General features: G+C 43.5%; 19 protein-coding genes, 2 tRNA genes and 1 pseudogene. 15 read left to right on the top strand and 7 right to left on the bottom strand.

Annotated features, from left to right (window positions below):
• The 3 genes and pseudogenes from HC965_RS17455 to HC965_RS17465 all read right to left on the bottom strand — a co-directional run.
• Positions 1-219, bottom strand: a pseudogene (locus tag HC965_RS17455) (IS5/IS1182 family transposase); the annotation flags it as partial.
• 108 nt (positions 220-327) lie between these two features.
• A tRNA-Asn gene (locus tag HC965_RS17460) sits at positions 328-401 on the bottom strand.
• 26 nt (positions 402-427) lie between these two features.
• A tRNA-Asn gene (locus HC965_RS17465) sits at positions 428-501 on the bottom strand.
• Between the two features lie 77 nt (positions 502-578).
• Between HC965_RS17465 and HC965_RS17470 the strand changes: the two genes are divergently transcribed.
• A complete protein-coding gene (locus HC965_RS17470; RefSeq protein ID WP_191032683.1) occupies positions 579-1568 on the top strand; it encodes an adenosine kinase in 990 nt (329 codons plus the stop codon).
• Between the two features lie 45 nt (positions 1569-1613).
• Complete coding sequence (locus HC965_RS17475; protein ID WP_191032684.1) at positions 1614-3302, top strand: S41 family peptidase; 1689 nt, start codon at positions 1614-1616, stop codon at positions 3300-3302.
• Positions 3303-3381: 79 nt separating this feature from the next.
• On the opposite strand, the gene HC965_RS17480 is transcribed toward HC965_RS17475, so the two are convergent.
• A complete protein-coding gene (locus tag HC965_RS17480; RefSeq protein WP_191032685.1) occupies positions 3382-4572 on the bottom strand; it encodes an ATP-binding protein in 1191 nt (396 codons plus the stop codon).
• Positions 4573-4753: 181 nt separating this feature from the next.
• On the opposite strand from HC965_RS17480, the gene ahcY reads away from it, so the two are divergent.
• Both ahcY and HC965_RS17490 read left to right on the top strand, forming a co-directional pair.
• Positions 4754-6172, top strand: coding sequence for an adenosylhomocysteinase (gene ahcY / locus HC965_RS17485; RefSeq protein WP_191032686.1), 1419 nt, complete (start codon positions 4754-4756; stop codon positions 6170-6172).
• A 106-nt stretch (positions 6173-6278) separates the two neighbouring features.
• Positions 6279-8807 carry a YfhO family protein gene (locus HC965_RS17490; protein WP_191032687.1) on the top strand — a complete coding sequence of 843 codons (2529 nt, stop codon included), beginning with the start codon at positions 6279-6281 and terminating at the stop codon, positions 8805-8807.
• A gap of 182 nt (positions 8808-8989) precedes the next feature.
• On the opposite strand, the gene HC965_RS17495 is transcribed toward HC965_RS17490, so the two are convergent.
• A complete protein-coding gene (locus HC965_RS17495) occupies positions 8990-9580 on the bottom strand; it encodes a hypothetical protein (protein WP_191032688.1) in 591 nt (196 codons plus the stop codon).
• Between the two features lie 434 nt (positions 9581-10014).
• Here HC965_RS17495 and HC965_RS17500 point away from each other — a divergent pair, with 434 nt between their 5' ends.
• From HC965_RS17500 to HC965_RS17515, 4 genes are all read left to right on the top strand, one after another.
• A complete protein-coding gene (locus tag HC965_RS17500) occupies positions 10015-11340 on the top strand; it encodes a TolC family protein (protein ID WP_191032689.1) in 1326 nt (441 codons plus the stop codon).
• Between the two features lie 23 nt (positions 11341-11363).
• Entirely contained in the window at positions 11364-12455 is a 1092-nt protein-coding gene (locus tag HC965_RS17505) for an HlyD family secretion protein (protein ID WP_191032690.1), read from the top strand.
• Between the two features lie 62 nt (positions 12456-12517).
• A complete protein-coding gene (locus tag HC965_RS17510) occupies positions 12518-14155 on the top strand; it encodes an MFS transporter (RefSeq protein ID WP_191032691.1) in 1638 nt (545 codons plus the stop codon).
• A 27-nt stretch (positions 14156-14182) separates the two neighbouring features.
• Positions 14183-15055 carry an AraC family transcriptional regulator gene (locus HC965_RS17515; RefSeq protein WP_191032692.1) on the top strand — a complete coding sequence of 291 codons (873 nt, stop codon included), beginning with the start codon at positions 14183-14185 and terminating at the stop codon, positions 15053-15055.
• A 4-nt stretch (positions 15056-15059) separates the two neighbouring features.
• Here the strand turns inward: HC965_RS17515 and upp are convergent, their stop codons facing one another.
• The gene (upp, locus tag HC965_RS17520) at positions 15060-15713 is read right to left on the bottom strand and encodes a uracil phosphoribosyltransferase (RefSeq protein WP_191032693.1); all 654 of its coding nucleotides are present in this window, start codon (positions 15711-15713) and stop codon (positions 15060-15062) included.
• A 282-nt stretch (positions 15714-15995) separates the two neighbouring features.
• Between upp and pckA the strand changes: the two genes are divergently transcribed.
• From pckA to HC965_RS17550, 6 genes are all read left to right on the top strand, one after another.
• Complete coding sequence (gene pckA / locus HC965_RS17525) at positions 15996-17603, top strand: phosphoenolpyruvate carboxykinase (ATP) (RefSeq protein ID WP_191032694.1); 1608 nt, start codon at positions 15996-15998, stop codon at positions 17601-17603.
• A gap of 249 nt (positions 17604-17852) precedes the next feature.
• On the top strand, positions 17853-18983 hold the full coding sequence (locus HC965_RS17530) for an acyltransferase family protein (protein ID WP_191032695.1): 1131 nt from the start codon (positions 17853-17855) through the stop codon (positions 18981-18983).
• 111 nt (positions 18984-19094) lie between these two features.
• Entirely contained in the window at positions 19095-21587 is a 2493-nt protein-coding gene (locus HC965_RS17535; RefSeq protein WP_191032696.1) for a glycoside hydrolase N-terminal domain-containing protein, read from the top strand.
• 29 nt (positions 21588-21616) lie between these two features.
• Positions 21617-22174, top strand: coding sequence for a chromate transporter (locus HC965_RS17540; protein ID WP_191032697.1), 558 nt, complete (start codon positions 21617-21619; stop codon positions 22172-22174).
• Positions 22171-22695: a chromate transporter gene (locus tag HC965_RS17545; RefSeq protein ID WP_191032698.1), complete on the top strand. Its 525-nt coding sequence runs from the start codon at positions 22171-22173 to the stop codon at positions 22693-22695. Before HC965_RS17540 ends, HC965_RS17545 begins: the two co-directional genes overlap by 4 nt.
• 33 nt (positions 22696-22728) lie before the next feature.
• A complete protein-coding gene (locus tag HC965_RS17550; protein WP_191032699.1) occupies positions 22729-24303 on the top strand; it encodes a beta-N-acetylhexosaminidase in 1575 nt (524 codons plus the stop codon).
• A 145-nt stretch (positions 24304-24448) separates the two neighbouring features.
• On the opposite strand, the gene typA is transcribed toward HC965_RS17550, so the two are convergent.
• Positions 24449-26248 carry a translational GTPase TypA gene (typA, locus tag HC965_RS17555; protein ID WP_191032700.1) on the bottom strand — a complete coding sequence of 600 codons (1800 nt, stop codon included), beginning with the start codon at positions 26246-26248 and terminating at the stop codon, positions 24449-24451.
• Between the two features lie 156 nt (positions 26249-26404).
• On the opposite strand from typA, the gene rpsO reads away from it, so the two are divergent.
• Positions 26405-26674, top strand: coding sequence for a 30S ribosomal protein S15 (gene rpsO, locus HC965_RS17560; RefSeq protein WP_191032701.1), 270 nt, complete (start codon positions 26405-26407; stop codon positions 26672-26674).
• Positions 26675-26793 lie beyond the last annotated feature (119 nt).

The raw sequence follows: 26793 nt of genomic DNA on the forward strand, positions 1-26793 counted from the left end.
GAAAAACAACACTTTCAAAAGCATGCGGGGATAATAAGCAGGACAACCACCACCCTTATAAGTCGATAACAACGGACTGATGTCAAGCTCATCAACAATCTGGTTGACAAGCCGGACCGGAGCATCCGAAGAAATATTTTCATCAAGACGGGAAGGAAATAAAGAATCCATGCCTTGAGAATACTCCTTAAATTGTATATTTGCACTATCGATTAACATGCTCTAAGATAAACATTTTAGAGCAAATTAAAAAGTCCGAGCTTGGGAAAGTTCGGACTTTTACATAAAAAAGGGAGGGTACCCTTTTCGGACACCCTCTTCTTTTTGCTCTTCCTCTTGGACTTGAACCAAGGACCCTCTGATTAACAGTCAGATGCTCTAACCGACTGAGCTAAGGAAGAATGTGCAATCAAGATTTTTAACTTTGCTCTTCCTCTTGGACTTGAACCAAGGACCCTCTGATTAACAGTCAGATGCTCTAACCGACTGAGCTAAGGAAGAATGTTTTTCTCAATTGCGATGCAAAAGTAGTAGGTTTTTTTGAAATATGCAATATCTTTGCAAAAAAAATATTTGAAATGGACAAAATAATAGGATTGGGCAACGCCCTGGTAGACGTACTTGCAACCCTAAAGGATGATACGCTCCTGGATGAAATGGGATTACCCAAAGGAAGCATGCAACTCATTGATGACGCTAAGTTACAGCAGATTAACACACAATTTTCGCAAATGAAAACCCATTTGGCAACGGGTGGATCGGCTGGAAATACTATCCTCGGACTGGCTTGTTTGGGTGCCGGAACAGGTTTTATAGGAAAAGTAGGAAATGATCATTATGGAGAATATTTTCGCAAAAATCTTCAGAAAAACAAGATTGAGGACTCATTATTGACCTCGGAGCAACTTCCTTCCGGCGTCGCATCCACTTTTATTTCACCGGATGGGGAACGTACTTTCGGTACTTACCTGGGAGCAGCCGCTTCCTTGAAAGCGGAAGAGCTGACACTCGATATGTTTAAAGGGTATGCATACTTGTTTATTGAAGGATATTTGGTTCAGGACCACGAAATGATTCTTCATGCTATCGAATTGGCAAAAGAAGCAGGTTTGCAGATTTGTCTTGACATGGCAAGTTATAATATTGTAGCCAATGACTTGGAATTCTTCTCCTTATTAATAAATAAATATGTGGATATTGTTTTTGCGAATGAAGAAGAAGCGAAAGCATTTACAGGCAAAGAGCCGGAAGAAGCTTTGGGAATTATTGCCAAGAAGTGTAGCATTGCCATCGTGAAAGTAGGAGCAAGCGGTTCTTATATTCGTAAAGGAACGGAAGAAATCAAAGTTTCTGCTATTCCGGTAGGGAAAGTGATAGACACAACCGGGGCGGGTGACTATTTTGCTGCCGGTTTCTTATACGGTTTGACTTGTGGATATTCGTTGGAGAAGTGTGCTAAAATAGGTTCTATTCTCTCGGGAAATGTTATCCAGGTAATCGGAACAACAATACCAGAAGAACGCTGGGATGAAATTAAGTTAAATATTAACAGGATTCTAGCGGAATAACCAAGGATTGAGTTACTTTTACAACTCATTTATATCGAAAGAAGTATGAAAAAATTGCTGAATGGGCGGGTAGCTATCGTTATAGTGGCTGTTATGGCTACCGTAGCTTTCTTTAGTTTCAAGAGTGGCGACGACCGCAATTTCCAGATTGCAAAGAACCTGGATATATTTAACGCGATTGTGAAGGAACTGGATATGTTCTACGTAGATACGATCGACCCGAATAAGACAATCAGGGAAGGAATCGACAATATGCTTTTCACACTGGACCCTTATACGGAATATTTCCCGGAAGAAGACCAGAGCGAACTGGAACAGATGATTAAGGGCTCATTCGGTGGTATAGGATCCTATATTACTTATAGTACTAAGCTGAAACGCTCGATGATTTCCGAACCGTTCGAAGGCACACCGGCAGCGAAAGCCGGATTGAAAGCCGGAGATATTCTGATGGAGATCGACGGGACAGATCTTACAGGCAAGAACAATGCGGAAGTCAGCCAAATGTTGCGCGGACAGGCGGGTACTAGTTTCAAGCTGAAAGTGGAACGTCCGAACGCTAAAGGCGGACGCACTCCGATGGAATTCACGATTGTGCGTGAATCTATTCAGAATCCTCCCATTCCTTATGCTGCCGTACTCGATAATCAGGTAGGATACATCAATTTGAGTACTTTTTCCGGTAATCCTTCCAAAGATTTCAAGAAAGCATTTTTGGATTTGAAGAAACAGGGAGCCACTTCGCTGGTAATCGACCTTCGTGGAAATGGCGGTGGTCTGCTGGATGAAGCGGTGGAAATAGCTAACTACTTCTTGCCACGTGGAAAAGTGATTGTGACGACTAAGGGAAAAATTAAGCAAGCTAGCAATACATATAAGACATTGCGTGAACCGCTGGATTTGGATATTCCGGTTGCAGTGTTGGTAAATAGCGGGACTGCTTCCGCTTCCGAAATCCTGTCGGGTTCTTTGCAAGACCTTGACCGTGCGGTAGTCATTGGCAGCCGTACTTTCGGAAAAGGACTGGTGCAGGTTCCCCGTTCCCTGCCTTACGGCGGAACGATGAAGGTGACTACTTCCAAATATTACATACCTAGCGGACGTTGTGTGCAGGCCATCGACTACAAGCATCGCAATGAAGACGGAAGTGTAGGTACTATTCCCGATAGCTTGACTCAGGTATTTCATACGGCAGCCGGACGCGAAGTCCGTGATGGCGGTGGTGTAATGCCAGATATTGTTATTAAGCAGGAGAAGTTGCCGAACATTCTGTTCTATCTGGTACGTGATAATCTGATTTTTGATTATGCAACTCAATATTGCCTGGATCATCCTACCATCGTTGCTCCTGAAAAGTTTGAAGTGACGGATGCTGATTATAATGCCTTTAAAGCATTGGTGAAGAAAGCTGATTTCAAATATGACCAGCAAAGCGAGAAGATTCTGAAAACGTTGAAGGAAGCTGCGGAGTTTGAAGGCTATATGACGGATGCTTCGGAAGAATTCAAAGCACTCGAAAAGAAGCTGAACCATGATTTGGATCGTGACCTGGATTATTTCTCTGACGATATAAAGAAAATGATTGCTTCCGAAATTATCAAGCGTTACTACTATCAGCGCGGTAATATCATCCAGCAGTTGAAAGATGATGACGGGCTGAAGGAAGCTGTGAAAGTCCTGAATGATCCGGTGAAGTATAAAGAAATGCTGAGTGCGCCGGTTGCAAAGAAATGAGATTGAATAGATAAGAAAAACGGTGGATAGCTATATTGTAAGAGCTATCCACCGTTTTTTATTTATCAAAGTACCTTTTTTAGACGCGAACCAAAGGGAGAGTAAAGTAGAATCTGCTTCCTTTACCTTCTTGAGAGCGTAACCAGATACGTCCGCCCATTTTTTCTATCAACATTCTGCAGAGTGTCAGTCCCAGTCCGGTTCCCTGTATGAAATCATTCACTTTACCGAAACGGCGGAAGATGGTAGCTGCTCTTGCTGGCGCAATACCGATGCCGCTGTCCTTGACATAGAATTCCACAAAATCTTCCTTTTCGCGATAGCCGAAGTGAATTTCTCCCTTGGGAGTAAACTTGGCAGCGTTGCTAAGCAGATTGCTTATAACCTGTATGACGCGATTCCAGTCGCCGGAAGCATACATATCCGTATCTACATCATCCAGGATGAGTTTGACACTACTTTGAGTTTTATAATGGAATTGCTGTACCAATTGCCGGCAGATATCTATTAGCTTGATGGGGCGGATATTAAACTTTAGTGAACCGGCTTCGAGCGATGATAAATCAAGAATATCATTAAACAGGTTCAGCAGTATCTCCGAGTTTTTGTCGATAATTTCGGTATATTGGTTCTTCTCTTCTGCGGATTCCGCAGATGCGAGCAATTTGGAAAATCCGACTATGGCATTGAGCGGAGTGCGGATTTCATGGCTCATATTGGCTAGGAAGGCAGATTTGAGTCGGTCGGACTCTTCGGCTTTTATTCTGGCGGCGTCCAGTTCCTTTTTCTGCCTGGCATTTGTTTGCTCCGCATCCCATTGCTTGGATATGTCACGGCACATACACAGTAGATATTCATCATCCAAAGGGAAGATACGATTTTCGTAATGATGCAGAATTCCATCCTGTTCCAAATCATGTCTCGCGGTCGAACTTTTACCGGTACGGATTACTTTATCCATGTTTCTGCGTACATTCTCGTACGCTTCTTTGGGCAAAATGTCCTTTACATTTGAAGAAATAATACTTTCGGAATCAGTACCTTCCACATGGTTAGTTGCGGCTGAAGAGGCAAGTTCGATAATATTGGCGTCATGGTCGAAAACAGTGAGCATATCGGGGAGGGCATCCAGTATGCGCATGCCGTATCTCTCACGAAAACGTTCCGAATCAGTGCATGCAGATTGAGAAGAAAGATATTCTACCTTCTTCTCTAATTGTTCGATTATTTCTAATAACTCTTCTTTTGTTTTGTTGTCGTAGTTTCGCATAGAGGGCTTACTGCTAATTACTGAATGTTGTATAAACTGTTTTATCTGTTGCAAATATAAAACATTATTTCGATAGACGGGTGACCTTCCAAGTTATTATAATATAAAAAAAACGGATAGCTTTTGCCCTACTAATCAGAATGTTCTATCTTTGTACATTATATATTAAATGATTTACAATATGTCTACAGAATTATTCTCTACTCTGCCCTATAAGGTGGCAGATATTACGCTTGCAGATTTTGGACGCAAGGAAATCGATTTGGCAGAAAAAGAAATGCCCGGCCTGATGGCTCTTCGCGAAAAGTATGGAGAATCCAAACCGTTAAAAGGCGCCCGCATTATGGGCTCGTTGCACATGACTATTCAGACAGCCGTGTTGATTGAAACATTGGTAGCTTTAGGAGCTGAAGTACGTTGGTGCTCTTGTAATATATATTCAACGCAGGATCATGCTGCTGCTGCCATTGCCGCTTCAGGTGTGCCTGTGTTCGCATGGAAAGGTGAAACACTTGCCGATTACTGGTGGTGTACTTTGCAGGCATTGAGCTTTGCTGATGGTAAAGGACCGAATGTGATTGTGGACGATGGCGGTGACGCTACGATGATGATTCACGTAGGTTATAACGCAGAGAATAACGCGGCAGTATTGGATAAGGAAGTGCATGCCGAAGACGAAATCGAACTGAATGCCATCCTGAAGAAAGTATTGGCAGAAGATAATACCCGTTGGCATCGTGTCGCTGAAGAAATGCGCGGTGTGTCTGAAGAGACAACGACAGGCGTACACCGTTTGTATCAGATGCAGGAAGAAGGCAAACTGCTGTTCCCGGCATTCAATGTAAACGACTCGGTAACGAAATCCAAGTTTGACAACCTGTATGGCTGCCGTGAATCATTGGCCGACGGTATCAAGCGTGCAACGGACGTGATGATTGCCGGAAAAGTCGTAGTAGTATGTGGTTATGGTGATGTGGGTAAAGGTTGTTCTCACTCTATGCGCTCTTACGGAGCACGTGTGTTGGTGACGGAAGTAGACCCTATCTGTGCATTGCAGGCTGCTATGGAAGGCTTTGAAGTGGTAACAATGGAAGATGCTTGTGCTGAAGGCAATATTTTCGTGACTACCACCGGTAATATCGACATTATCCGTATCGACCATATGGAGAGAATGAAAGACCAGGTCATCGTTTGCAACATCGGTCACTTCGATAACGAAATCCAGGTAGACGCCTTGAAACATTATCCGGGTATCAAATGTGTGAATATCAAGCCACAGGTAGACCGCTATTATTTCCCGGATGGACACAGTATCATCCTGCTTGCTGACGGCCGCCTTGTAAATCTTGGCTGCGCGACGGGACATCCGTCATTTGTTATGAGTAACTCATTTACCAATCAGACATTGGCTCAGATTGAGTTGTTCAACAAGAAATATGAAATAGATGTATATCGCTTGCCGAAGCACCTGGACGAAGAAGTTGCCCGCCTGCATCTCGAAAAGATTGGCGTGAAACTGACCAAGCTGACTCCTGAACAGGCTGCATATATAGGTGTATCTGTAGACGGACCTTATAAGGCCGACCATTATAGATATTAATTAAATTGAGAATTGAAAATTGAAAATTGAGAATTAGCTGCGCGGTATGAAGCGTGGTGGTTCTCAATTTCCAGTTCTTAATTCTCAATTCTCAATTCTTAATTATATGAAGAAACTCCTTCCCGATTTAATCGCCATTCTGGCCTTTATTATTCTTTCCTTTGCTTATTTCTTCCCGGCTGATATTGAAGGTCGTATTTTGTTTCAGCATGATTCCGTAGCCGGAGTCGGTGCCGGACAGGAATCGAAAGAGTATCGCGACCGTACCGGAGAACGTACACGCTGGACAAATGCAATTTTCGGCGGTATGCCTACCTATCAGATGTCTCCGAGTTACGATTCGACGAAATCACTGAACTGGGTGGAAAAAGTGTATCGTCTCTACCTGCCGGATTATGTAGTACTGACCTTTATCATGATGCTGGGATTCTATATCCTCTTGCGGGCATTCGGAATAGCGGTCTGGCTGGCGACGTTAGGCGGAGTCATATGGGCTTTTTCTTCCTATTTCTTTATCCTGATACCTGCGGGACATATCTGGAAATTTGTGACACTGGCTTATATACCGCCTACGATTGCGGGTGTCGTCCTGGCCTATCGAAAGAAATACCTGTTGGGAGGAATTATCACGGCTTTGTTTATCGCCCTTCAGATACAGTCCAACCACATTCAGATGAGCTATTACTTCATGTTTGTCATCCTGTTTATCGTAGGGGCTTACTTTGAAGATGCTTATAAGAAGAAAGAACTGCCTCACTTCTTCAAGGCTAGCGCGATTCTGGTATTGGCTGCCGTAGTGGGAGTGTGCATAAATATCTCCAACCTGTACCACACTTATGAGTATAGCAAAGAGACTATGCGCGGCAAAAGCGAATTGAAACAGGAAGGGCCTGCCGCCAATCAGACAAGTAGCGGGCTGGACCGTGATTACATAACGAACTGGAGCTATGGAATTGGCGAAACATTGACCTTATTAGTTCCGAATGTAAAAGGTGGGGCATCATCAGCTACTTTATCACAGAGTGAAGCTGCTATGGCAAAAGCTAACCCGATGTATGGCAGTATCTATTCGCAATTCCCGCAGTATTTCGGTGACCAGCCGTGGACTGCCGGGCCGGTATATGTAGGCGCATTTGTCATGTTCCTGTTTATCTTGGGCTGCTTTGTCGTGAAAGGGCCGCTCAAATGGGCATTGCTGGGAGCTACCATTTTCTCGATTTTGCTTTCCTGGGGAAAGAATTTCATGGGACTGACGGATTTCTTCATAGATTATGTCCCGATGTATAATAAGTTTCGTGCCGTATCTTCTATTTTGGTGATTGCCGAATTTACAATTCCTCTGTTGGCGATTTTTGCTTTGAAGGAAATATTCAGTAAGCCGGAAATCCTGAGACTGAAAGAGAACAGCACAGGTATCATTGTTGCATTATTCCTTACGGCTGGTGTTGCGCTGATTTTGGCTGTTGCTCCGGGTGCTTTTTTCTCCAGTTTCATTACGGCACAAGAGATGGGCGCTTTGAAACAGGGACTTCCGGCAGAACATCTTGCTCCGGTTGTTACTAATCTGACGGAAATGCGCGAAGCAATTATCTCTTCGGATGCATGGCGCAGCTTCTTCATTATCATTGTGGGATGTTTCCTCTTATTCCTGTATCAACAGAAGAAGTTGAAAGCCACTTTTACTTTGGTGGGTATATCACTTTTATGTCTGATAGATATGTGGACGGTCAACAAACGCTATTTGAATGACGAGCAATTTGTCCCGAAATCCAAACAAGCGGAAGCGTTTGTTAAAACAAAGGCGGATGAAATCATCCTTCAGGATACTACTTTGGATTACCGTGTGCTGAACTTTATAGGCTTCCCCAATAATACGTTTAATGAGAATAATACGGCATACTGGCATAAGAGTGTCGGTGGTTACCATGCCGCCAAACTGCGCCGTTATCAGGAAATGATTGACCATCATATCGTTCCTGAAATGCAGGAAACTTATCAGGCTGTGGCTACTGCCGGCGGTGAGATGGACAGCGTGGATGCTTCCAAATTCCGTGTGCTGAATATGCTGAACACGAAATACTTTATCTTCCCTGCCGGAGAACAAGGACAACCGGTTCCTGTTCAGAATCCGTATGCTTACGGCAATGCCTGGTTTGTGGATAAAGTGCAATACGTGAACAATGCAAACGAAGAAATTGATGCCTTGCATGATATTCTTCCGACAGAGACTGCCATAGTAGATGCCAAATTCAAGGAACAACTGAAAGGAGTGGCAGAAGGATACAAAGATTCTTTGTCTACCATCCGCCTGACCAGCTACGAACCGAACCGCTTGGTTTATAAGACCTCTTCAGCTAAAGACGGAGTTGTGGTATTCTCTGAAATATACTATCCGGGATGGCAGGCGGCTATTGACGGACAACCGGTAGACATAGCCCGCGCCGACTACATCTTGCGTGCAATGAACGTGCCTGCCGGAGAACATACCATCGAAATGTGGTTTGACCCGCAAAGCATTCATGTTACCGAAAGCATTGCCTATGCAGCATTGGCTCTGTTACTAATCGGAGTCGTGATTCTCGTATTGACGAGACGACGCAAGCTGACTGAAAAGTCCGACGTGCGGAATAAGTAGACATATACCTTTATAAGACAAAGTATCTGGTAGATTTCAACATCGGTTACAATATATATAAGGTAGATTCATTAAATAAGGACGGCTCCCTTCATCACGAAGAGAGCCGTTTTGCATTCACTAAAAAATTATGAAAAACAAACGCTGTTGTGTTATTATTGAAACATACTGAATATTTATATCTAAAGTTCTTTCCCGTCAAAAACCGGACCGACACTTGAATGACCATCTTTAGGAGTTCTTCTTTGAGAAGCCTTCTTACGAGCGGCAGTCTGTTCCGCTTGCCATTTCTCATACTGTTCCGTAGTCAGAATCTTTTTTATTTTCTTTTCCTTGGCTTCCGCCGCTTTCTTCTGTGAATCGGCAGAGTTGCTTTCTCGGTTCATCATCGGACCCCTTCTTCCGGGGAAACCACCTTCACCCATCATTGGCGGTTCGCCGCCGCCACCCATTGGCGGACGTCCGCCTTGCATGCCGGGGCCACCCATCGGTGGGCGTTGTTCGCCGGTATTCTGCATGGACTTAAAATGCTCCTTCTGCTCTTTTAAGTTCAGCTTATAGATTTTCTTATATTGTTTATCCGTCAGTTGGAGCGACTCTTTCATTTGGTTAGTGAGTTGAGTCGCTATCTTTTCCGGATTCGGGACTTCTCGTGGCAGGCGCTTCTCTTGTTGCTGCCTTTCTTGTGCAGCAGGGGCTTCCTGTGCATGTACCATGCCGGTGCAGCACATCAGGCAAATTGCCAGCCCTATTAATTTCTTATCTTTTCTCATCTCTCTTATCTTTTTATTAATTGAATATTCCAAAGTTAAGCGGATAGCAGCACAGATAAAAATAAAATCGACTAAGAACGGGGTTTTATCTATCAATGGCTTGCTGTCGCTAAGGTGTGGGACGAGTGTCCGTCAGGTTACGGGGCAATAACAGTCAGCCCACAGCTTAATAAAGACCAGCCCATGGCTCAATAAAAGTTTCACGCCTTGGAACAAAGTGTTCCACACCGAGAAACAAACTGTTTCGCACCGGGAAACAAAGTGTTTCATGCCTTGAAACTAAAAGTTTCACCAGTTGAAACAAACTTGGAACTACCGGCTTCCGGGTACTCCATCAGTAGAAAAAGGAAAATGTGAATATAAACAGTTGATTTATGGATATTTTCCTAACGTCGTAACCCACTAAATTTGTACCCAATTATAGAACGACTGATATGAAAAGACTACTGTTCATTTTTGCCTTTTTCTGCTCGTACGTTATTGGTGGAAGCGCGCAGGAGATTTTGACGCTGGAGAATTGCCTTCGTTTGGGCATAGAAAATAATCTGTCATTGGAAGGGAAGCGGAAAGAAATACAGAAAAGTAAGTACGGCGTGTCTGAAAACCGGGCAAAACTGCTGCCGCAAATCAACGGCTTTGCCGGTTTCAATGATAACTTCGACCCTCCTGTATCCGTCACCGACGGTTCATCCTATGGTGTACCCTACAATGTGACACAAACCCTGCAATATGCCGCTAATGCGGGACTGGACTTGCAAATGCCGCTTTATAACCAAACAGTTTATACCGCTATCTCCGTAGCCAGGATAGTGGACGAAATGAACCGCCTTTCCTATGAGAAAGCACGTGAAGACCTTATCATGCAAATCAGCAAGATGTACTATTTAGGACAGGTCACAGCCGAACAGATTGCTTTGATAAAAAACAATATCACTCGCCTGGAAGAACTGAAGAATATAAGCGAAGCCTTCTATGACAACGGAATGGCAATGGAAGTTGACTTGAAACGTGTAAATATTAATCTGGAAAATCTGAAAGTGCAATATGACAATGCGCAGGCAATGATGACACAACAACTGAACATGCTGAAGTATGTTATTGACTATCCTGCCGAAAAAGAGATTGCATTGGTACCGGTGAATACGAACAATATCACTACGGCAGCATTGACGGGAATGTCGGAAAATCTGTACGAACTCCAACTGTTGCAATCACAAGTGCAACTCGCCGAACGTCAGAAGAAAATGGTGACCAACGGATATATCCCTTCGCTTAGCCTGACCGGAAGCTGGCGATATTCCGCCTATACGGATAAAGCATACCATTGGTTCCACTCCGGCCCGTCCAATTATTGGTATCGTTCCTACGGAGTAGGGCTGACACTCCGGGTTCCCATCTTCGACGGATTGGATAAACGGTTTAAAAAACAAAAAGCACTGGTCGATATTCAAATGACAAAACTACGGCAGGAAGATACCCGGAAAAATCTGCAAACCCAATATCTGAATGCGACCAATGACCTGATGAACAATCAGCGTAATTTCAAGAAGCAGAAAGATAATTATCTGCTGGCGGAAGATGTGTACGCAGTCACCACCGACCGCTATCGGGAAGGCATCGCTTCCATGACGGAAGTCTTGCAGGATGAAATGCGAATGAGCGAGGCACAGAACAACTATATCAGTGCACATTATAACTACCGCGTGGCTAATCTATTACTGTTGAAACTCACCGGACAGATAGAATCATTACTGAAATAATAAGAAATTAATCGAATAAGAATATGGAAACAACAGAAACCAACAACGTCTCCAGCACCCATATGGAGAAAGCGAAAAAGATGAGAAAACTACGTCGCTGGCAGATTGTAGTCAGTCTGCTGGGAATAGCCATTATTGCTTGGGGAGTGTTTCAGGTGGTCTGCCTTTTTCTCAACTACAAACAGACGGAAACCAGTAACGATGCACAGATAGAGCAATATGTATCTCCCGTCAACCTGCGTGCGTCGGGATATATAAGGAAGATTTATTTCACAGAACATCAGAATGTGCATAAAGGCGACACACTGCTGGTACTGGACGACCGCGAATATAAAATCCGGGTGATGGAAGCCGAAGCCGCATTGAAAGATGCCCAGGCAGGCGCTACCGTTATTGGTGCTACTTTGCAGACCACCCAAACGACCGCTTCCGTCTACGAAGCATCTATCTCCGAAGTGGAAATCCGCCTGGCGAAACTGGAGAAAGACCGTACCCGCTATCAAAACCTGGTGAAGAGAAACGCCGCCACCCCCATTCAACTGGAACAGATTGAGACAGAATATGAAGCAACCCGCAAAAAACTGGAAGCGCTGAAACGCCAACAGAAAGCCGCCCTTTCGGGTGTAAACGAAGTCTCTCACAGACGTGAGAATACGGAAGCCGCCATTCAACGGGCAACCGCCGCACTCGAAATGGCGCGCCTGAATCTTTCTTACACCGTTGTTGTAGCCCCTTGCGACGGCAAACTGGGACGGCGGGCTTTGGAAGAAGGGCAATTCATCACTGCCGGACAAACTATCACCTATATCCTGCCCGATACTCAAAAATGGGTAATAGCCAACTACAAAGAAACGCAGATTGAAAACCTAAGTGTCGGACAAGAAGTAGTCATCACAGTAGATGCTATCAGCCATAAAGAATTCACCGGAAAGATAACCGCCATCTCCGGCGCCACCGGCTCCAAATATTCCCTGGTGCCGACCGACAACTCCGCAGGAAACTTTGTGAAAATACAGCAACGCATCCCTGTCCGTATCGACTTCACCGATTTATCGAAAGAAGATAACGAACGCCTTGCGGCAGGTATGATGGTAGTAGTCAAAGCCAAGCTCTAATCATAGAGCTGCCACCTGCTCCCGCATTAACCGTTAATCACTAATCGTTAATCACTAAAAAAATGCCCTCATATCCAAGAAATTATCCTTTCTACAACTGGGTTCCCAAACCGATTGGGATTATCATTCTCCTGTTGCTTTTCATACCGATTCTTTCGGTAGGCGGAGTCTATTCGGTCAATAGCGGAGAGATGATGAGCGGGCTGGGAATTATCTCCGAGCATATCCAGTTTGCCAATTTTGTGACTTCCATCGGTATGGCGTCCTTTGCTCCTTTCTTTTATGAGTTGGTTTGTATCCGCCGGGAGAAAATGATGTGCATAGTAGGATTCTCGTTGATGTATATATTCAGTTATGTCTGTGCTGAGACAGACAGTGTTTTTCTGTTAGCGCTTTGCAGTCTGCTTATGGGATTTCTACGGATGGTATTGATGATGGTCAATCTGTTCACACTGATAAAATATGCCTTCGGCATGGAAGCCACCCGCAATATTACACCGGGAATGGAACCGAAAGACGGCACGGGATGGGATAAACTGGATGTTGAAAAAAGCGGCAGTCAGCCGATAATTTATCTGTTTTTTATGATTCTGGGTCAACTGGGCACGTCACTGACGGCCTGGTTGGCCTATGAATATGAATGGCAGTACGTATATTATTATATGATGGGGATGTTGTTGGTTTCTATTCTCGTGATATTTATCACAATGCCCTATCGCAAGTTTTTGGGGCGCTTTCCCATCAACTTCCGTAAGTTCGGCAACGTCACAACCTTCTGCGTCACTTTCGTGTGCATTACTTATGTACTTGTTTACGGTAAGGTGCTGGACTGGTACGATGACGAATCCATCTGTTGGGCAACGGCTATCGGTGTAATCTCCGCAGGAATTTTCCTGTATATGGACGCTACCCGGCGTTCTCCTTATTTTATACTGGAGATATTCCGCTTGCGTACGATTCGCATCGGTATTATTCTTTATCTGCTGCTTATGATTCTTAATTCCAGTGCCTTGTTTGTAAGCGTTTTTACGGGAATAGGCATGCATCTCGATAATTATCAAAATGCGACGCTGGGCAACTGGTGCATGGCGGGATATTTCATCGGTGCCGTGATTGCCATTGCCTTGGGAACGAAAGGAGTACACTTCAAATACCTGTTCGCCATCGCCTTTTTCTTTCTTTCGCTGTCCGCTGTTTTCATGTATTTCGAAGTGCAGACTGCCGGATTGTATGAACGTATGAAATATCCGGTGATTATCCGTTCCACCGGTATGATGATTCTTTATGCGTTGACCGCGGTTTATGCCAATCAGCGTATGCCTTTCAAGTACCTTTCGACCTGGATTTGCATTATGCTTACTGTACGTATGGTGCTGGGGCCGGGAATCGGAGGAGCTATCTATACGAATGTATTGCAGGAACGGCAGCAGCATTATATTACTCGCTACGCGCAGGAAGTAGATATGATGCACCCCGAAGCCGCCGCTTCGTACACGAATACCGTGCGTGGAATGCAATATCAGGGAAAGAGTGAAACGGAAGCGCAACACATGGCTGCCATGTCGATGAAAGGACGCATCCAGGTGCAGGCCACGCTTTCGGCTGTGAAAGAAATGGCGGGGTGGACTATCTATGCCGGCCTGATTTGTATGATATTTGTGCTCATTATGCCTTATCCTAAACGAAAATTACTAACTTAGCACAGTCTTAATTAGTATGTTTGTTTTATGGATACTCAACAAGAACGTTTGTCGCGACTCAATCAGGAGTTGTTGAGCGAAAAGAATATTTGTAGTTCGCGGGGAGTGCTTACTACCTTTCCGGTTTCAATGAAAAGCCCTCTGCGTCTGAAAGGGCTGGGCTTGGTGGTCTGTCGGCAGGGAAGTTTTCAGTTCTCTCTCAATCAGGCGGATTTTCATGCAAAGGCGGGCGATACGCTGTTCATTCCCGAAGATGCGGCTTTCCGGATTCTTCAGGAGTCGGAAGACCTGGAAGTGTATATTCTTGTATATCAGATAGAACCGATTCGGGATATTATCGGAAATTCCGTGGCTTCCATGTATATGTATTCACAACTCACACCGGAACTAAGCTGTGTGTGGCCTACCGGCGAAGAAAGCGAGTTTATTAAATATATGTCCCTGCTGGATAATGTCTTGCAGATGGAAGAGAACACGTTTAGTCTCTATGAAAAGAAACTGCTTCTGCTGGCATTGACCTATCGTATCTGTTCTATTTATAATCGAAAACTAATAAGTGCGGGAGAAGAAGCCGTCGGGCGGAAGAATGAGATTTTTATCCGCCTGATTCAGTTGATAGAAAAGTACTATATGCAGGAGCGGGGAGTGGAATTTTATGCCGATAAACTTTGCTTGTCGCCCAAGTATCTGTCTGCTGTCTCTAAAAGTATCTGTGGGTATACGGTGCAGGAACTTGTTTTCAAGGCAATCATCCGCAAAAGCATCTCTTTGCTCAAGAACACTCAAAAAGATATCCAGGAGATTTCCAATGAATTTGGCTTCCCCAATGCTTCTTATTTCGGTACATTCTTTAAGAAGCAAATGGGGATGTCGCCACAACAGTATCGGAAGAATCTTTAAAGTTTTATTCCTTTTCTCCGTAGGCAAGGTCGCCGGCGTCGCCCAGTCCCGGAACAATGTAAGAATGTTCATTGATTTCGGGGTCGATAGCCGCACACCAAATGGTGGTCTTGTCTTCAGGAAATATATTTTTTATATGGTCGATGGCCTGTTGGCTGGCTATAATGGAAGCTACGTGAATCTCGGCGGGATGACCTTTGGTCAGCATTGCCTGGTAACTAAGTTCCATGCTGCCACCCGTTGCCAGCATAGGGTCGGTGATAATCAGCGTTTTGTCGTCAATACGCGGCGAAGCGATATATTCTATATGTATATCGAATTTCAGTGTATCCTTGTATTTGCGATAGGCAGAAACGAATGCGTTTTCCGCTCCGTCGAAGTAGCTCAGAAAGCCCTGATGGAAAGGAAGTCCCGCACGCAGAATGGTGCTGATAACTAGTTGGTTGTCCGGTGTGCTGACCGGGGCGAATCCCAGTGGTGTCTGGATGTTCTTTACAGAGTACGTAAACTCCTTGCTCATTTCGTAGGCCATGATTTCTCCGATACGCTCTATATTACGGCGGAAACGCAGGCGGTCATTCTGAACTTCTACATTTCTGATTTCGGATATGTACTGGTTTAGAATCGAATTTGTTTTGCTAAAATCAATTACTTTCATATTATAGTTTAATCATAATTTAATCTCATTTTCATAGTCCTGATATCGTACTGACTTGCAAAGTAAGCGATAATCTTTCAAATTGCAATATTCAGTTTGCAGATATTGTTAGGAATTTATAAAAGAGATTCAATTAGGGAAAAATTTCTCTAATCCGTTCTTTCATTCCAAAGAAAGTATTACTTTTGTACCCGGATTTACAAGGAGCTCTCCAAAGCTCCCCATGTTAAGGTGAAAAGAGATAATAAAACAAAATACCAATTTAAATTAATTCAAAAGAAAATGGCAAATTTAGATTTAAGCAAGTACGGTATCACAGGCGTGACCGAGATTCTGCACAATCCGTCTTATGACGTTTTGTTCGCTGAAGAAACAAAACCGGGTTTGGAAGGTTTTGAAAAAGGCCAGGTAACTAACATGGGCGCTGTAAACGTTATGACTGGCGTTTATACAGGACGTTCTCCTAAAGATAAATTCTTTGTAAAAGACGAAACCAGCGAAAATACAGTATGGTGGACTTCTGAAGAATACAAAAACGACAACAAACCAGTTGACGCAAAATGCTGGAAAGCTGTAAAGGAATTGGCAACTAAAGAACTTTCTAACAAGAGACTGTTCGTTGTTGACGCTTTCTGTGGTGCTAACGAAAACTCTCGCTTGAAACTGCGCTTCATCATGGAAGTAGCATGGCAAGCTCACTTCGTAACAAACATGTTCATCCGTCCGACTGCTGAAGAACTGGCTAACTTCGGTGAACCTGATTTCGTTATCATGAACGCTTCTAAGGCTAAAGTTGAAAACTACAAAGAACTGGGCTTGAACTCAGAAACTGCAGTTGTATTCAACTTGACTGAAAAAATCCAGGTTATCCTGAATACTTGGTACGGTGGTGAAATGAAGAAAGGTATGTTCTCTTACATGAACTACTTGTTGCCTTTGAACGGTATGGCTTCTATGCACTGCTCTGCTAACACAGATAAAGAAGGTAAGAGCTCTGCTATTTTCTTCGGTCTGTCTGGTACAGGTAAGACTACTTTGTCTACTGACCCGAAACGTCTGTTGATCGGTGATGACGAACACGGATGGGATGACGAAGGTGTATTCAACTTCGAAGGTGGTTGCTACGCTAAAGTTATCAACTTGGATAAAGAAAGCGAACCGGACATCTGGAATGCTATCAAACGCGACGCTCTGTTGGAAAACTGTACAGTTAACGCTGAAGGCGAAATCAACTTCGCTGACAAGTCAGTAACTGAAAACACTCGTGTTTCTTATCCTATCTATCACATCGAAAACATCGTTAAACCGGTGTCTAAAGGTCCTCATGCTAAACAAGTTATCTTCTTGTCAGCTGACGCATTCGGTGTATTGCCTCCGGTATCTATCCTGAACGCTGAACAGACTAAGTATTACTTCTTGTCTGGATTTACAGCTAAATTGGCTGGTACAGAACGTGGTATCACTGAACCGACTCCGACTTTCTCTGCTTGTTTCGGTGCTGCTTTCTTGTCACTGCACCCGACTAAATACGGTGAAGAACTGGTGAAGAAGATGGAAAAAACTGGTGCTAAAGCATACTTGGTTAACACAGGTTGGAATGGTACTGGCAAACGTATCTCTATCAAAGATACTCGTGGTATCATTGACGCTATCCTTGATGGTTCTATCGACAAAGCTCCGACTAAGGTTATGCCTTACTTCGACTTCGTTGTTCCTACAGAACTTCCGGGTGTTGATCCGAAAATCCTTGACCCACGCGACACTTACGAATGTGCTTGCCAATGGGAAGAAAAAGCAAAAGACTTGGCTGGACGTTTCATCAAGAACTTCGCTAAGTTTACAGGTAACGAAGCTGGTAAAGCTTTGGTTGCTGCTGGTCCGAAACTCTAATTTACATATTAGATATATTGCAGAAGGCGGTTCGAATTTCGAACCGCCTTTTTGTGTTTTTACCAATAATGTGCATACTTATTGTAAATGATACTTCCGTTTATCTTTACCGCTTGTCCCAAGGACTTTTTAGGAATAGGAAAAGGGTATTGAGTGATGAAAAGTTATTCCCGGATTTGATATACTCCTAATTTGTCGTATCTTTATCCCGCTTTCAAACCGCAATTAATTATAATCAGATACTATTTTATGAACACCCCCCTTTCCCCCACACCTTCCGGACGTTTGGCCTCACTTGATATTTTACGAGGCTTCGACCTTTTTCTTTTAGTCTTTTTTCAACCGGTATTTTCTGCTTTGGCCCACCGCCTGAATTTGCCCTGGCTTAACACTGTTTTGTATCAGTTTGACCACGAAATATGGGTTGGCTTTCGTTTTTGGGATATTATTATGCCCCTTTTCTTGTTTATGACAGGTGCATCTATGCCGTTCTCGTTTTCAAAGTTTAAAGATGACCCGAACAAAGGGCCGATTTATCGTAAAATCTTAAAGCGATTTATTTTGCTTTTTATTTTCGGGATGATTGTGCAGGGTAATTTATTAGGGCTCGATCCCCGGCATATTTATTTATATTCCAATACATTGCAAGCTATTGCGGCCGGGTATGTGATTGCGGCGGTCATTCAGTTGCATTGTTCTTTTAAGTGGCAGATTATCGTGACTTTATTACTTCTTTTGGCGTATTGGATTCCCATGACTTTCCTAGGAGATTTTACGCCGGAAGGAAACTTTGCAGAAAAGGTAGACCGTATCGTTCTCGGACGTTTTCGTGACGGCGTCTATTGGGGAGAAGATGGAATTTGGCATTTCTCACCATCTTATAATTATACATGGATATTGAGTAGTCTTACTTTTGGAGTTACCGTGATGCTGGGTACTTTCGCCGGAAAAATAATGAAGGAAGGCAAAGAAGATAGAAAGCGGGTGGTGCAGAAATTATTATTGGCAGGTGCTGTGCTGATAGGAATCTCTTTGCTTTGGAGCCTGCAAATGCCTATAATCAAAAGAGTGTGGACGTGTAGCATGACTTTGTTTTCAGGCGGACTCTGCTTCTTATTAATGGGATTATTTTATTATTGGATTGACTATAAAGGACATACCAATGGGCTGAACTGGCTGAAGATTTACGGTATGAATTCCATCACAGCCTATATTTTGGGAGAAGTGGTTAACTTCCGTTGCGTCGCCGCTTCTGTCAGTTATGGTCTGGAGCAATATATGGGAGACTATTATGGAGTATGGCTTAGTTTTGCCAACTACCTAATTGTGTTTCTAATATTGAGAATGATGTATAAGCATCAGGTTTTTTTGAAGATTTAAGATTTGCTTTTCAGCATACTAGAGATGCTTTAGGCTGATTATGTCCATTTTTTACTACTTTTGTAAGCAGATGAAATGAGGTCTTAATCTTAAAATAATAATACTATAATCATGAATAAACTTTTATTATTTCTCATCGGAATTTTATGTGTTTTGCCTGTGACGCACGCCAATATTACTGATTACACAAAAGGACTTTCCGTTTGGTTTGATACTCCTAATACATTGCAGGGACATGCTGTTTGGTATGGAGGAAAACCGGAGTTGTGGAAAGGTAAAGATAAACCGATAACGTCGGGAAGTGGTTCCCGTAATCCTGATGCTGCCTGGGAATCTCAATCATTGCCAATCGGTAATGGTAGCTTGGGTGCCAATATAATGGGTTCGGTGGAAGCGGAACGTATTACCTTTAATGAAAAGACGCTTTGGCGTGGTGGACCGAATACATCAAAGGGAGCGGATTATTATTGGAATGTCAATAAGCAATCAGCTCATGTTTTAGATGAAATACGGAAAGCATTTACGGAAGGCGATCAAAAGAAAGCTGAAATGTTGACGCGACAGAACTTTAATAGTGAAGTTTCTTATGAAGCTGACGGGGAAAATCCTTTCCGTTTCGGCAGCTTTACAACGATGGGGGAATTCTACGTAGAGACAAGACTGAATATCATCGGAATGAGTGATTATAAACGCGTCCTGTCTTTGGATTCTGCCATGGCAGTCGTGCAATTCAAGAAAGATAAAGTCGCTTATCAGCGTAATTATTTTATTTCATACCCGGCAAACGTGATGGTGGTACGTTTCAGTGCAGACCGGCCGGGGAAACAAAATCTGATTTTTAGTTATGCACCGAATCCTGTATCTACAGGAAATATGGCTGCTGATGGCAGTAACGGGCTAGTCTATTCCGCATCTTTGGATAATAATGGAATGAAGTATGTGGTACGTATTCAAGCTGACACCAAAGGTGGAACATTGACAAATGCGGATGGGAAACTAACGGTGAAGGGAGCGGATGAAGTCGTATTCTACATTACAGCGGATACGGACTATAAACCTAACTTTGATCCGGACTTTAAAGATCCGAAAGCGTATATCGGCGTCAACCCGGAAGAGACGACAAAGCAATGGGTTGACAATGCTGTTTCCCGTGGATACGCTGTTTTATTCAACCAACATTATGAGGATTATGCCGCTTTATTCAACCGGGTGAAGTTGAATCTGAATCCTGCAGCAAAGTCAGTTAATCTGTCTACTCCCCAGCGTTTGAAGAATTACCGGAAAGGGCAACCGGATTATTATCTGGAAGAATTGTATTATCAGTTCGGGCGCTACCTGTTGATTTCCAGTTCACGGCCGGGGAATATGCCTGCCAATCTCCAAGGAATCTGGCATAACAACGTTGATGGCCCATGGCGTGTAGATTATCATAATAATATCAATGTTCAGATGAACTACTGGCCTGCCTGTTCTACTAATCTGAATGAGTGCGTATTTCCTTTGGTCGATTTTATCCGCACTTTGGTGAAACCGGGTGAAAAGACTGCGCAATCTTATTTTGGTGCAAGAGGGTGGACGGCTTCTATCTCCGGTAATATATTTGGGTTTACCACTCCGTTGGAAAGTCAGGACATGTCATGGAACTTCAATCCGATGGCAGGCCCTTGGCTGGCTACTCACATTTGGGAATATTATGACTATACAAGAGACTTGAAATTCCTGCAAGAAACAGGGTATGACTTGATAAAGAGCAGTGCGGATTTTGCCGTCGATTATTTGTGGCATAAACCGGACGGTACATATACGGCAGCACCTTCCACTTCGCCGGAACATGGTCCTATCGACCAGGGAGCGACATTTGTGCATGCTGTGGTACGTGAGATTCTGCTGGATGCCATTGAAGCCAGCAAGATATTGGGCATAGACAAAAAAGAACGCAAGCAATGGGAACATGTACTTGCTAATCTTGCTCCTTATAAAATAGGACGTTATGGGCAGTTGATGGAATGGTCGGTAGATATTGACGATCCGAAAGATGAACATCGTCATGTGAATCATTTGTTCGGGTTGCATCCGGGACATACGGTTTCTCCGGTCACTACCCCTGAACTGGCGAAAGCAGCCAAAGTGGTACTGGTACATCGTGGCGACGGAGCTACCGGTTGGAGTATGGGCTGGAAGTTGAATCAATGGGCACGTTTGCAGGATGGTAATCACGCTTATACATTGTTCGGCAATTTACTGAAGAACGGAACGATGGATAATCTTTGGGATACGCATCCGCCTTTCCAAATTGATGGAAACTTTGGTGGAACAGCGGGAGTCACCGAGATGTTGCTCCAAAGCCATATGGGATTTATTCAGTTATTACCTGCTCTGCCGGATGCATGGAAGGACGGTTCTGTCGATGGTATCTGTGCAAAAGGTAACTTTGTAGTAGATATGGTATGGGAGAACAATCAATTGAAAGAAGCGACAGTTCATTCCGGTGCAGGCGGAATTTGTGTGATAAAGTATGCGGATAAGACTTTGTCTTTCAAGACAGTGAAAGGACGAAACTATCAGATAAAATATGACGCGGCTAAAGGACTGGTAAAAAACTAAACTTAGAATAGAAGGAAAACGAAGAAAGAATGATATTGGAGTATTTAAAACTGTTTGCGACATTTGCGAAAATAGGAATGTTTACGATTGGTGGCGGTTATGCCATGATTCCGTTGATTGAGCGAGAGATTGTGGCAAAACAATGGATGAGTAAAGAGGAATTTATGGAGATGTTTGCTCTGACGCAGTCACTTCCGGGTGTGTTTGCGGTGAATATTTCTATTTTTGTGGGCTATAAGCTATATAAGGTAGGCGGAAGCCTGGTGTGTGCATTGGCTACTATTCTTCCTTCCTTCGTTATTATGATGTTGATAGCCATGTTCTTTGCCCGGTTCCAGGACAATGAAATAATGATTCGTATCTTTAATGGAATACGTCCTGCGGTGGTGGCATTAATTCTGTTTCCCTGTATTTCGGCAGCGAGGGCTCTGAAACTGAAATATTTTCAGTTGATTGCTCCTGCCATAGCTACCGTTCTGATTTGGCAGTTTGGTTTGTCGCCTGTTTATATCGTATTGGCAGGAATTGTTGGAGGATTAGTATATACGTTATGGTTGAAAGAAAAAATTGTAAGTAAACAGGTATGATCTATTGGCAGTTACTTTGGGTGTATCTTAAAATAGGTACGTTTGGTTTTGGTGGTGGATATGCGATGCTTTCCCTTATCCAGCATGAGATAGTAGACCTGCATCATTGGCTGACTCCCCAACAGTTTACGGATGTAGTGGCCATTTCGCAGATGACTCCGGGGCCGATTGGTATAAATAGTGCTACCTATGTTGGTTATGCGGTGACGCAAAGTGTTTGGGGAGCAGTGGTGGCTACTGTGGCGGTTTGTTTGCCGTCCTTTATCCTGGTACTGCTTATTTCCTACTTCTTTGCAAAATGTAAGGACAATAAATATATCAAGGCTGCCATGTCCGGTTTGCTTCCCATGTCGGTTGCGCTGATTGCTTCGGCGGCATTGCTTATGATGAACAGGGAGAATTTTATCGACTATAAAAGTATAGGCATTTTTGCGGTCGCTTTCTTGGTGACGTGGAAGTGGAATCTTCATCCCATTCTGTTGATTTGCCTGGCAGGTGTAGTCGGGCTCGTCTTATATTAAATAAATAGATTCTTTAATTAAATAGATGTTATTATGAGAACCTTTATTTGTATTTGCCTGCTTTTGCTGACTGTGCATCTGCCTGCCCAGGATGCAACTTCTGCGTTGTTGCCTATGCCCAATCAGGTCACTTTAAGTAAGGAAAAGCCTTTTGTTATCCGTCCCGGTAAGACGGCGGTTTATTGGAATCGTCCGGAGTTGGAGTTTACAGCACGTAGCCTCCAAAATGTTCTGCGGGACAGGATGCAGGTAGAAATCCCTGTTTCGGAATCAGACCGTGCAGATATTCGTTTACTGATTGATCCTGCTATGACAGGAAAAGAACATTATGTCCTTGAAATAAACACTAAAGGCATAACTGTTAAAGGGGCGACTGCCGCGGCTGTTTACTATGGAGTAATGACTCTCGACCAACTTCTGTTGGGGGATGTTTGTGCTACTTCCCAAAAGAAACTCTCTTCTGTTTATATAGATGATGCGCCGAGATTTGCGCACCGTGCACTGATGCTCGACCCTGCCCGTCATTTTCTTCCGGTAGATGATGTTAAATTCTATATCGACCAAATGGCCCGGTATAAGTATAACGTTCTCCAATTACACCTGACGGACGATCAGGGCTGGCGGGTAGAAATCCAAAAGCACCCGAAACTGGTGGGGAAAGACTACTATACTCAGGAACAGCTTGCCGACTTAATTCAATATGCGGCACAGCGTCATATCGAAATTATCCCCGAACTGGATATTCCCGGACACACCGTAGCCATATTGGCTGCTTATCCTGAATTAGGCTGTACGCACACAGATACCTTGCCTAAGAATGTAGGTAAAACAGTCGACTTGATGTTGTGTGCAAACAATGAAAAGGTATATACCGTTTACCGGGATATTATAAAAGAAATTGCAGCTTTGTTTCCATCTCGTTATATTCATTTGGGCGGGGACGAAGCTGTCATAGAAAAGAACTGGACTAAATGCGAACGCTGCCAGGCCATGATGAAAAAACTAGGCTATCAAAAAGCTTCTCAACTAATGATCCCTTTCTTTGACCGTATGCTCTCATTTGTGCAGGATAATGGTAAGACTCCTATACTTTGGTGCGAATTGGATAATATCTATCCGCCGGCCAATGATTATTTGTTTCCCTACCCGAAGAATGTAACGTTAGTCAGTTGGCGGGGTGGTCTGACTCCTACTTGCTTGGAGCTTACCCGGAAACATGGTAATCCATTGATTATGGCACCGGGAGAGTATGCCTACCTCGATTATCCCCAATTCAAAGGCGATCTGCCGGAATTTAATAACTGGGGAATGCCTGTCACTACTTTGCAGAAATCTTACCAGTTCGATCCGGGATATGGAGTGCCCGCACAGGAACAAGCGCATATTCAGGGTGTTATGGGAACCCTGTGGGGAGAAGCTATCCGGGACATAAACCGGGCGACCTATATGACTTATCCCCGTGGACTGGCATTGGCAGAAGCCGGATGGACACAAATGGAGCATCGTGATTGGGAGTCATTTAAGAAACGCCTTTATCCCAATCTAATGAATCTGATGAAAAAAGGAGTATCGCTGCGTGTTCCTTTTGAGATTGCAGATCGAAAGTAATAACGGTTTTTCCTTGAAATAAGAAAGAGAGTGTGACCAAGTTCTCATAAATAAAATACCCTTGCTACAGATAGTTGTAGCAAGGGTAATTTTATTAAAAAGAGAAACGTTGGAAACGTCCCCTTTATTATAGTATCTGAGTTAATTAGCTCTTGTTCGCACGTTTACGTTCGATTTCATCCAAAATCACTTTACGCATACGCATTGCTTTCGGAGTGACTTCCACATATTCGTCTTCCTTGATATACTCCAGTGCTTCTTCAAGTGAGAACTGGATAGGCGGAATCAGGCGAACTTTATCATCCGAACCGGAAGCGCGCATATTGGTTAGTTTCTTCGACTTTGTAACGTTGATTACCAGGTCATTATCATGAGAATGCTCACCTACTACCTGTCCTGCATAAACCTCGTCTTGTGGGAAAATAAAGAACTTACCACGATCTTGAAGTTTGTCGATAGCATATGCAAAAGCAGTTCCGCTTTCCATAGCAATCATAGAACCGTTGGTGCGGCGTTCAATTTCTCCCTTATGCGGCTGGTATTCTTTGAAGCGGTGTGCCATGATAGCTTCACCGGCAGAAGCAGTTAGTACATTTGTACGTAATCCGATGATACCACGTGAGGGCATATTAAATTCGAGATTAATACGTTCACCGGTATTTTCCATCTTCACCATTTCACCTTTGCGGCGGGTAACCATATCAATAATCTTGCTGGAATATTCTTCCGGCACGTTGATAGTCAATTCTTCAATCGGCTCACATTTCACACCGTCTATTTCTTTGAAGATAACCTGTGGCTGGCCTACCTGCAATTCGTATCCTTCACGACGCATTGTCTCAATCAATACGGAAAGATGAAGTACACCACGGCCGGAAACAATCCATTTGCCATCTTCTTCACTCTTTCTTACGCGGAGAGCCAGGTTCTTGTCGAGTTCCTTCATCAAACGGTCGTGAATGTGACGTGAAGTCACGAACTTACCGTCTTTACCAAAGAAAGGAGAGTCGTTGATAGCAAACAGCATACTCATAGTCGGTTCGTCGATAGCGATTGGCGGCAATGCTTCCGGATTTTCGAAGTCGCAGACAGTATCACCGATCTCGAATCCGTCGATACCTACTAACGCACAAATATCACCGGAAGATACTTCCGTTGTTTTAGCACGTCCCAACCCTTCGAATACATGAAGTTCCTTGATCTTGCTCTTGAATATATCACCATTACGTTTCACGAGCGTAACGTTCATACCTTCTTTTATTGTACCGCGATGCACGCGACCCACGGCAATACGACCCGTATAAGAAGAATAGTCCAAAGAAGTTATCAACATCTGCGGAGTACCTTCCAATTGTTGCGGAGCAGGGATATTTTCGATAATACAATCCAGTAGCGGAGTGATAGAGTCGGTCGGATGTTGCCAGTCAGTACTCATCCAGTTATTTTTGGCAGAACCGTAGATAACGGGGAAGTCCAACTGATCTTCTGTTGCATTAAGACTGAACATCAGGTCGAAAACCATTTCGTATACTTCGTCCGGGCGGCAGTTGGGCTTATCTACCTTATTAACCACCACAATGGGTTTCAGACCGATTTCCAGTGCCTTCTGCAGAACGAAACGGGTCTGTGGCATCGGGCCTTCGAAAGCATCTACCAACAGAATACAGCCATCAGCCATATTCAACACACGCTCAACTTCGCCACCGAAGTCGCTGTGTCCCGGAGTATCAATTATATTAATTTTGGTGCCGTTGTAGTTGATGGAAACGTTTTTGGAAAGAATCGTTATACCACGTTCGCGTTCCAAATCGTTGTTATCCAGGATAAGTTCACCACTGTTTTGGTTGTTGCGGAACAGATTTCCCGCCAATAGCATCTTGTCAACCAGCGTTGTTTTCCCATGGTCGACATGGGCAATGATTGCAATGTTTCTAATATTTTGCATATAATACCTATTATTTGGGCGCAAAGGTACGAAATAAGGATTAGAAATATGCGCAATGATAGCAATTTTTTCTTGTAAATCGTTGTGGGATATAAAGATAATCCCTATCTTTGCACGCTCAAAAGAATAATTTACTATATTAAAATTCTAAGAATTATGTATTTAGACGCTGCTAAAAAGCAAGAAATCTTCGGAAAGTACGGAAAGTCTAACACTGATACTGGCTCAACTGAAGCGCAGATAGCTTTGTTTTCCTACCGTGTTTCTCACCTGACTGAGCATATGAAGCTCAACAGAAAAGATTATAGTACAGAGAGAGCTTTAACAATGTTGGTTGCTAAACGTCGTCGTTTGCTCGACTACCTGAAAGCAAAAGATATCACAAGATATCGTGCCATCATTAAAGAACTCGGTTTGCGTAAGTAATCTACTTGCTGCGAAAAGTTTAAAAGCCGTTTCCTGTAAAGGGGAACGGCTTTTTTGTTTCTTCTTTTTCTGTCGAATAGTTATATTTTCTTTGATTATAATTGTGCTCATCTAAAGAT

Origin of the sequence: Bacteroides sp. GM023 (genome assembly GCF_014750685.1) — a bacterium.
In the GTDB taxonomy this organism is placed as follows: domain Bacteria; phylum Bacteroidota; class Bacteroidia; order Bacteroidales; family Bacteroidaceae; genus Bacteroides.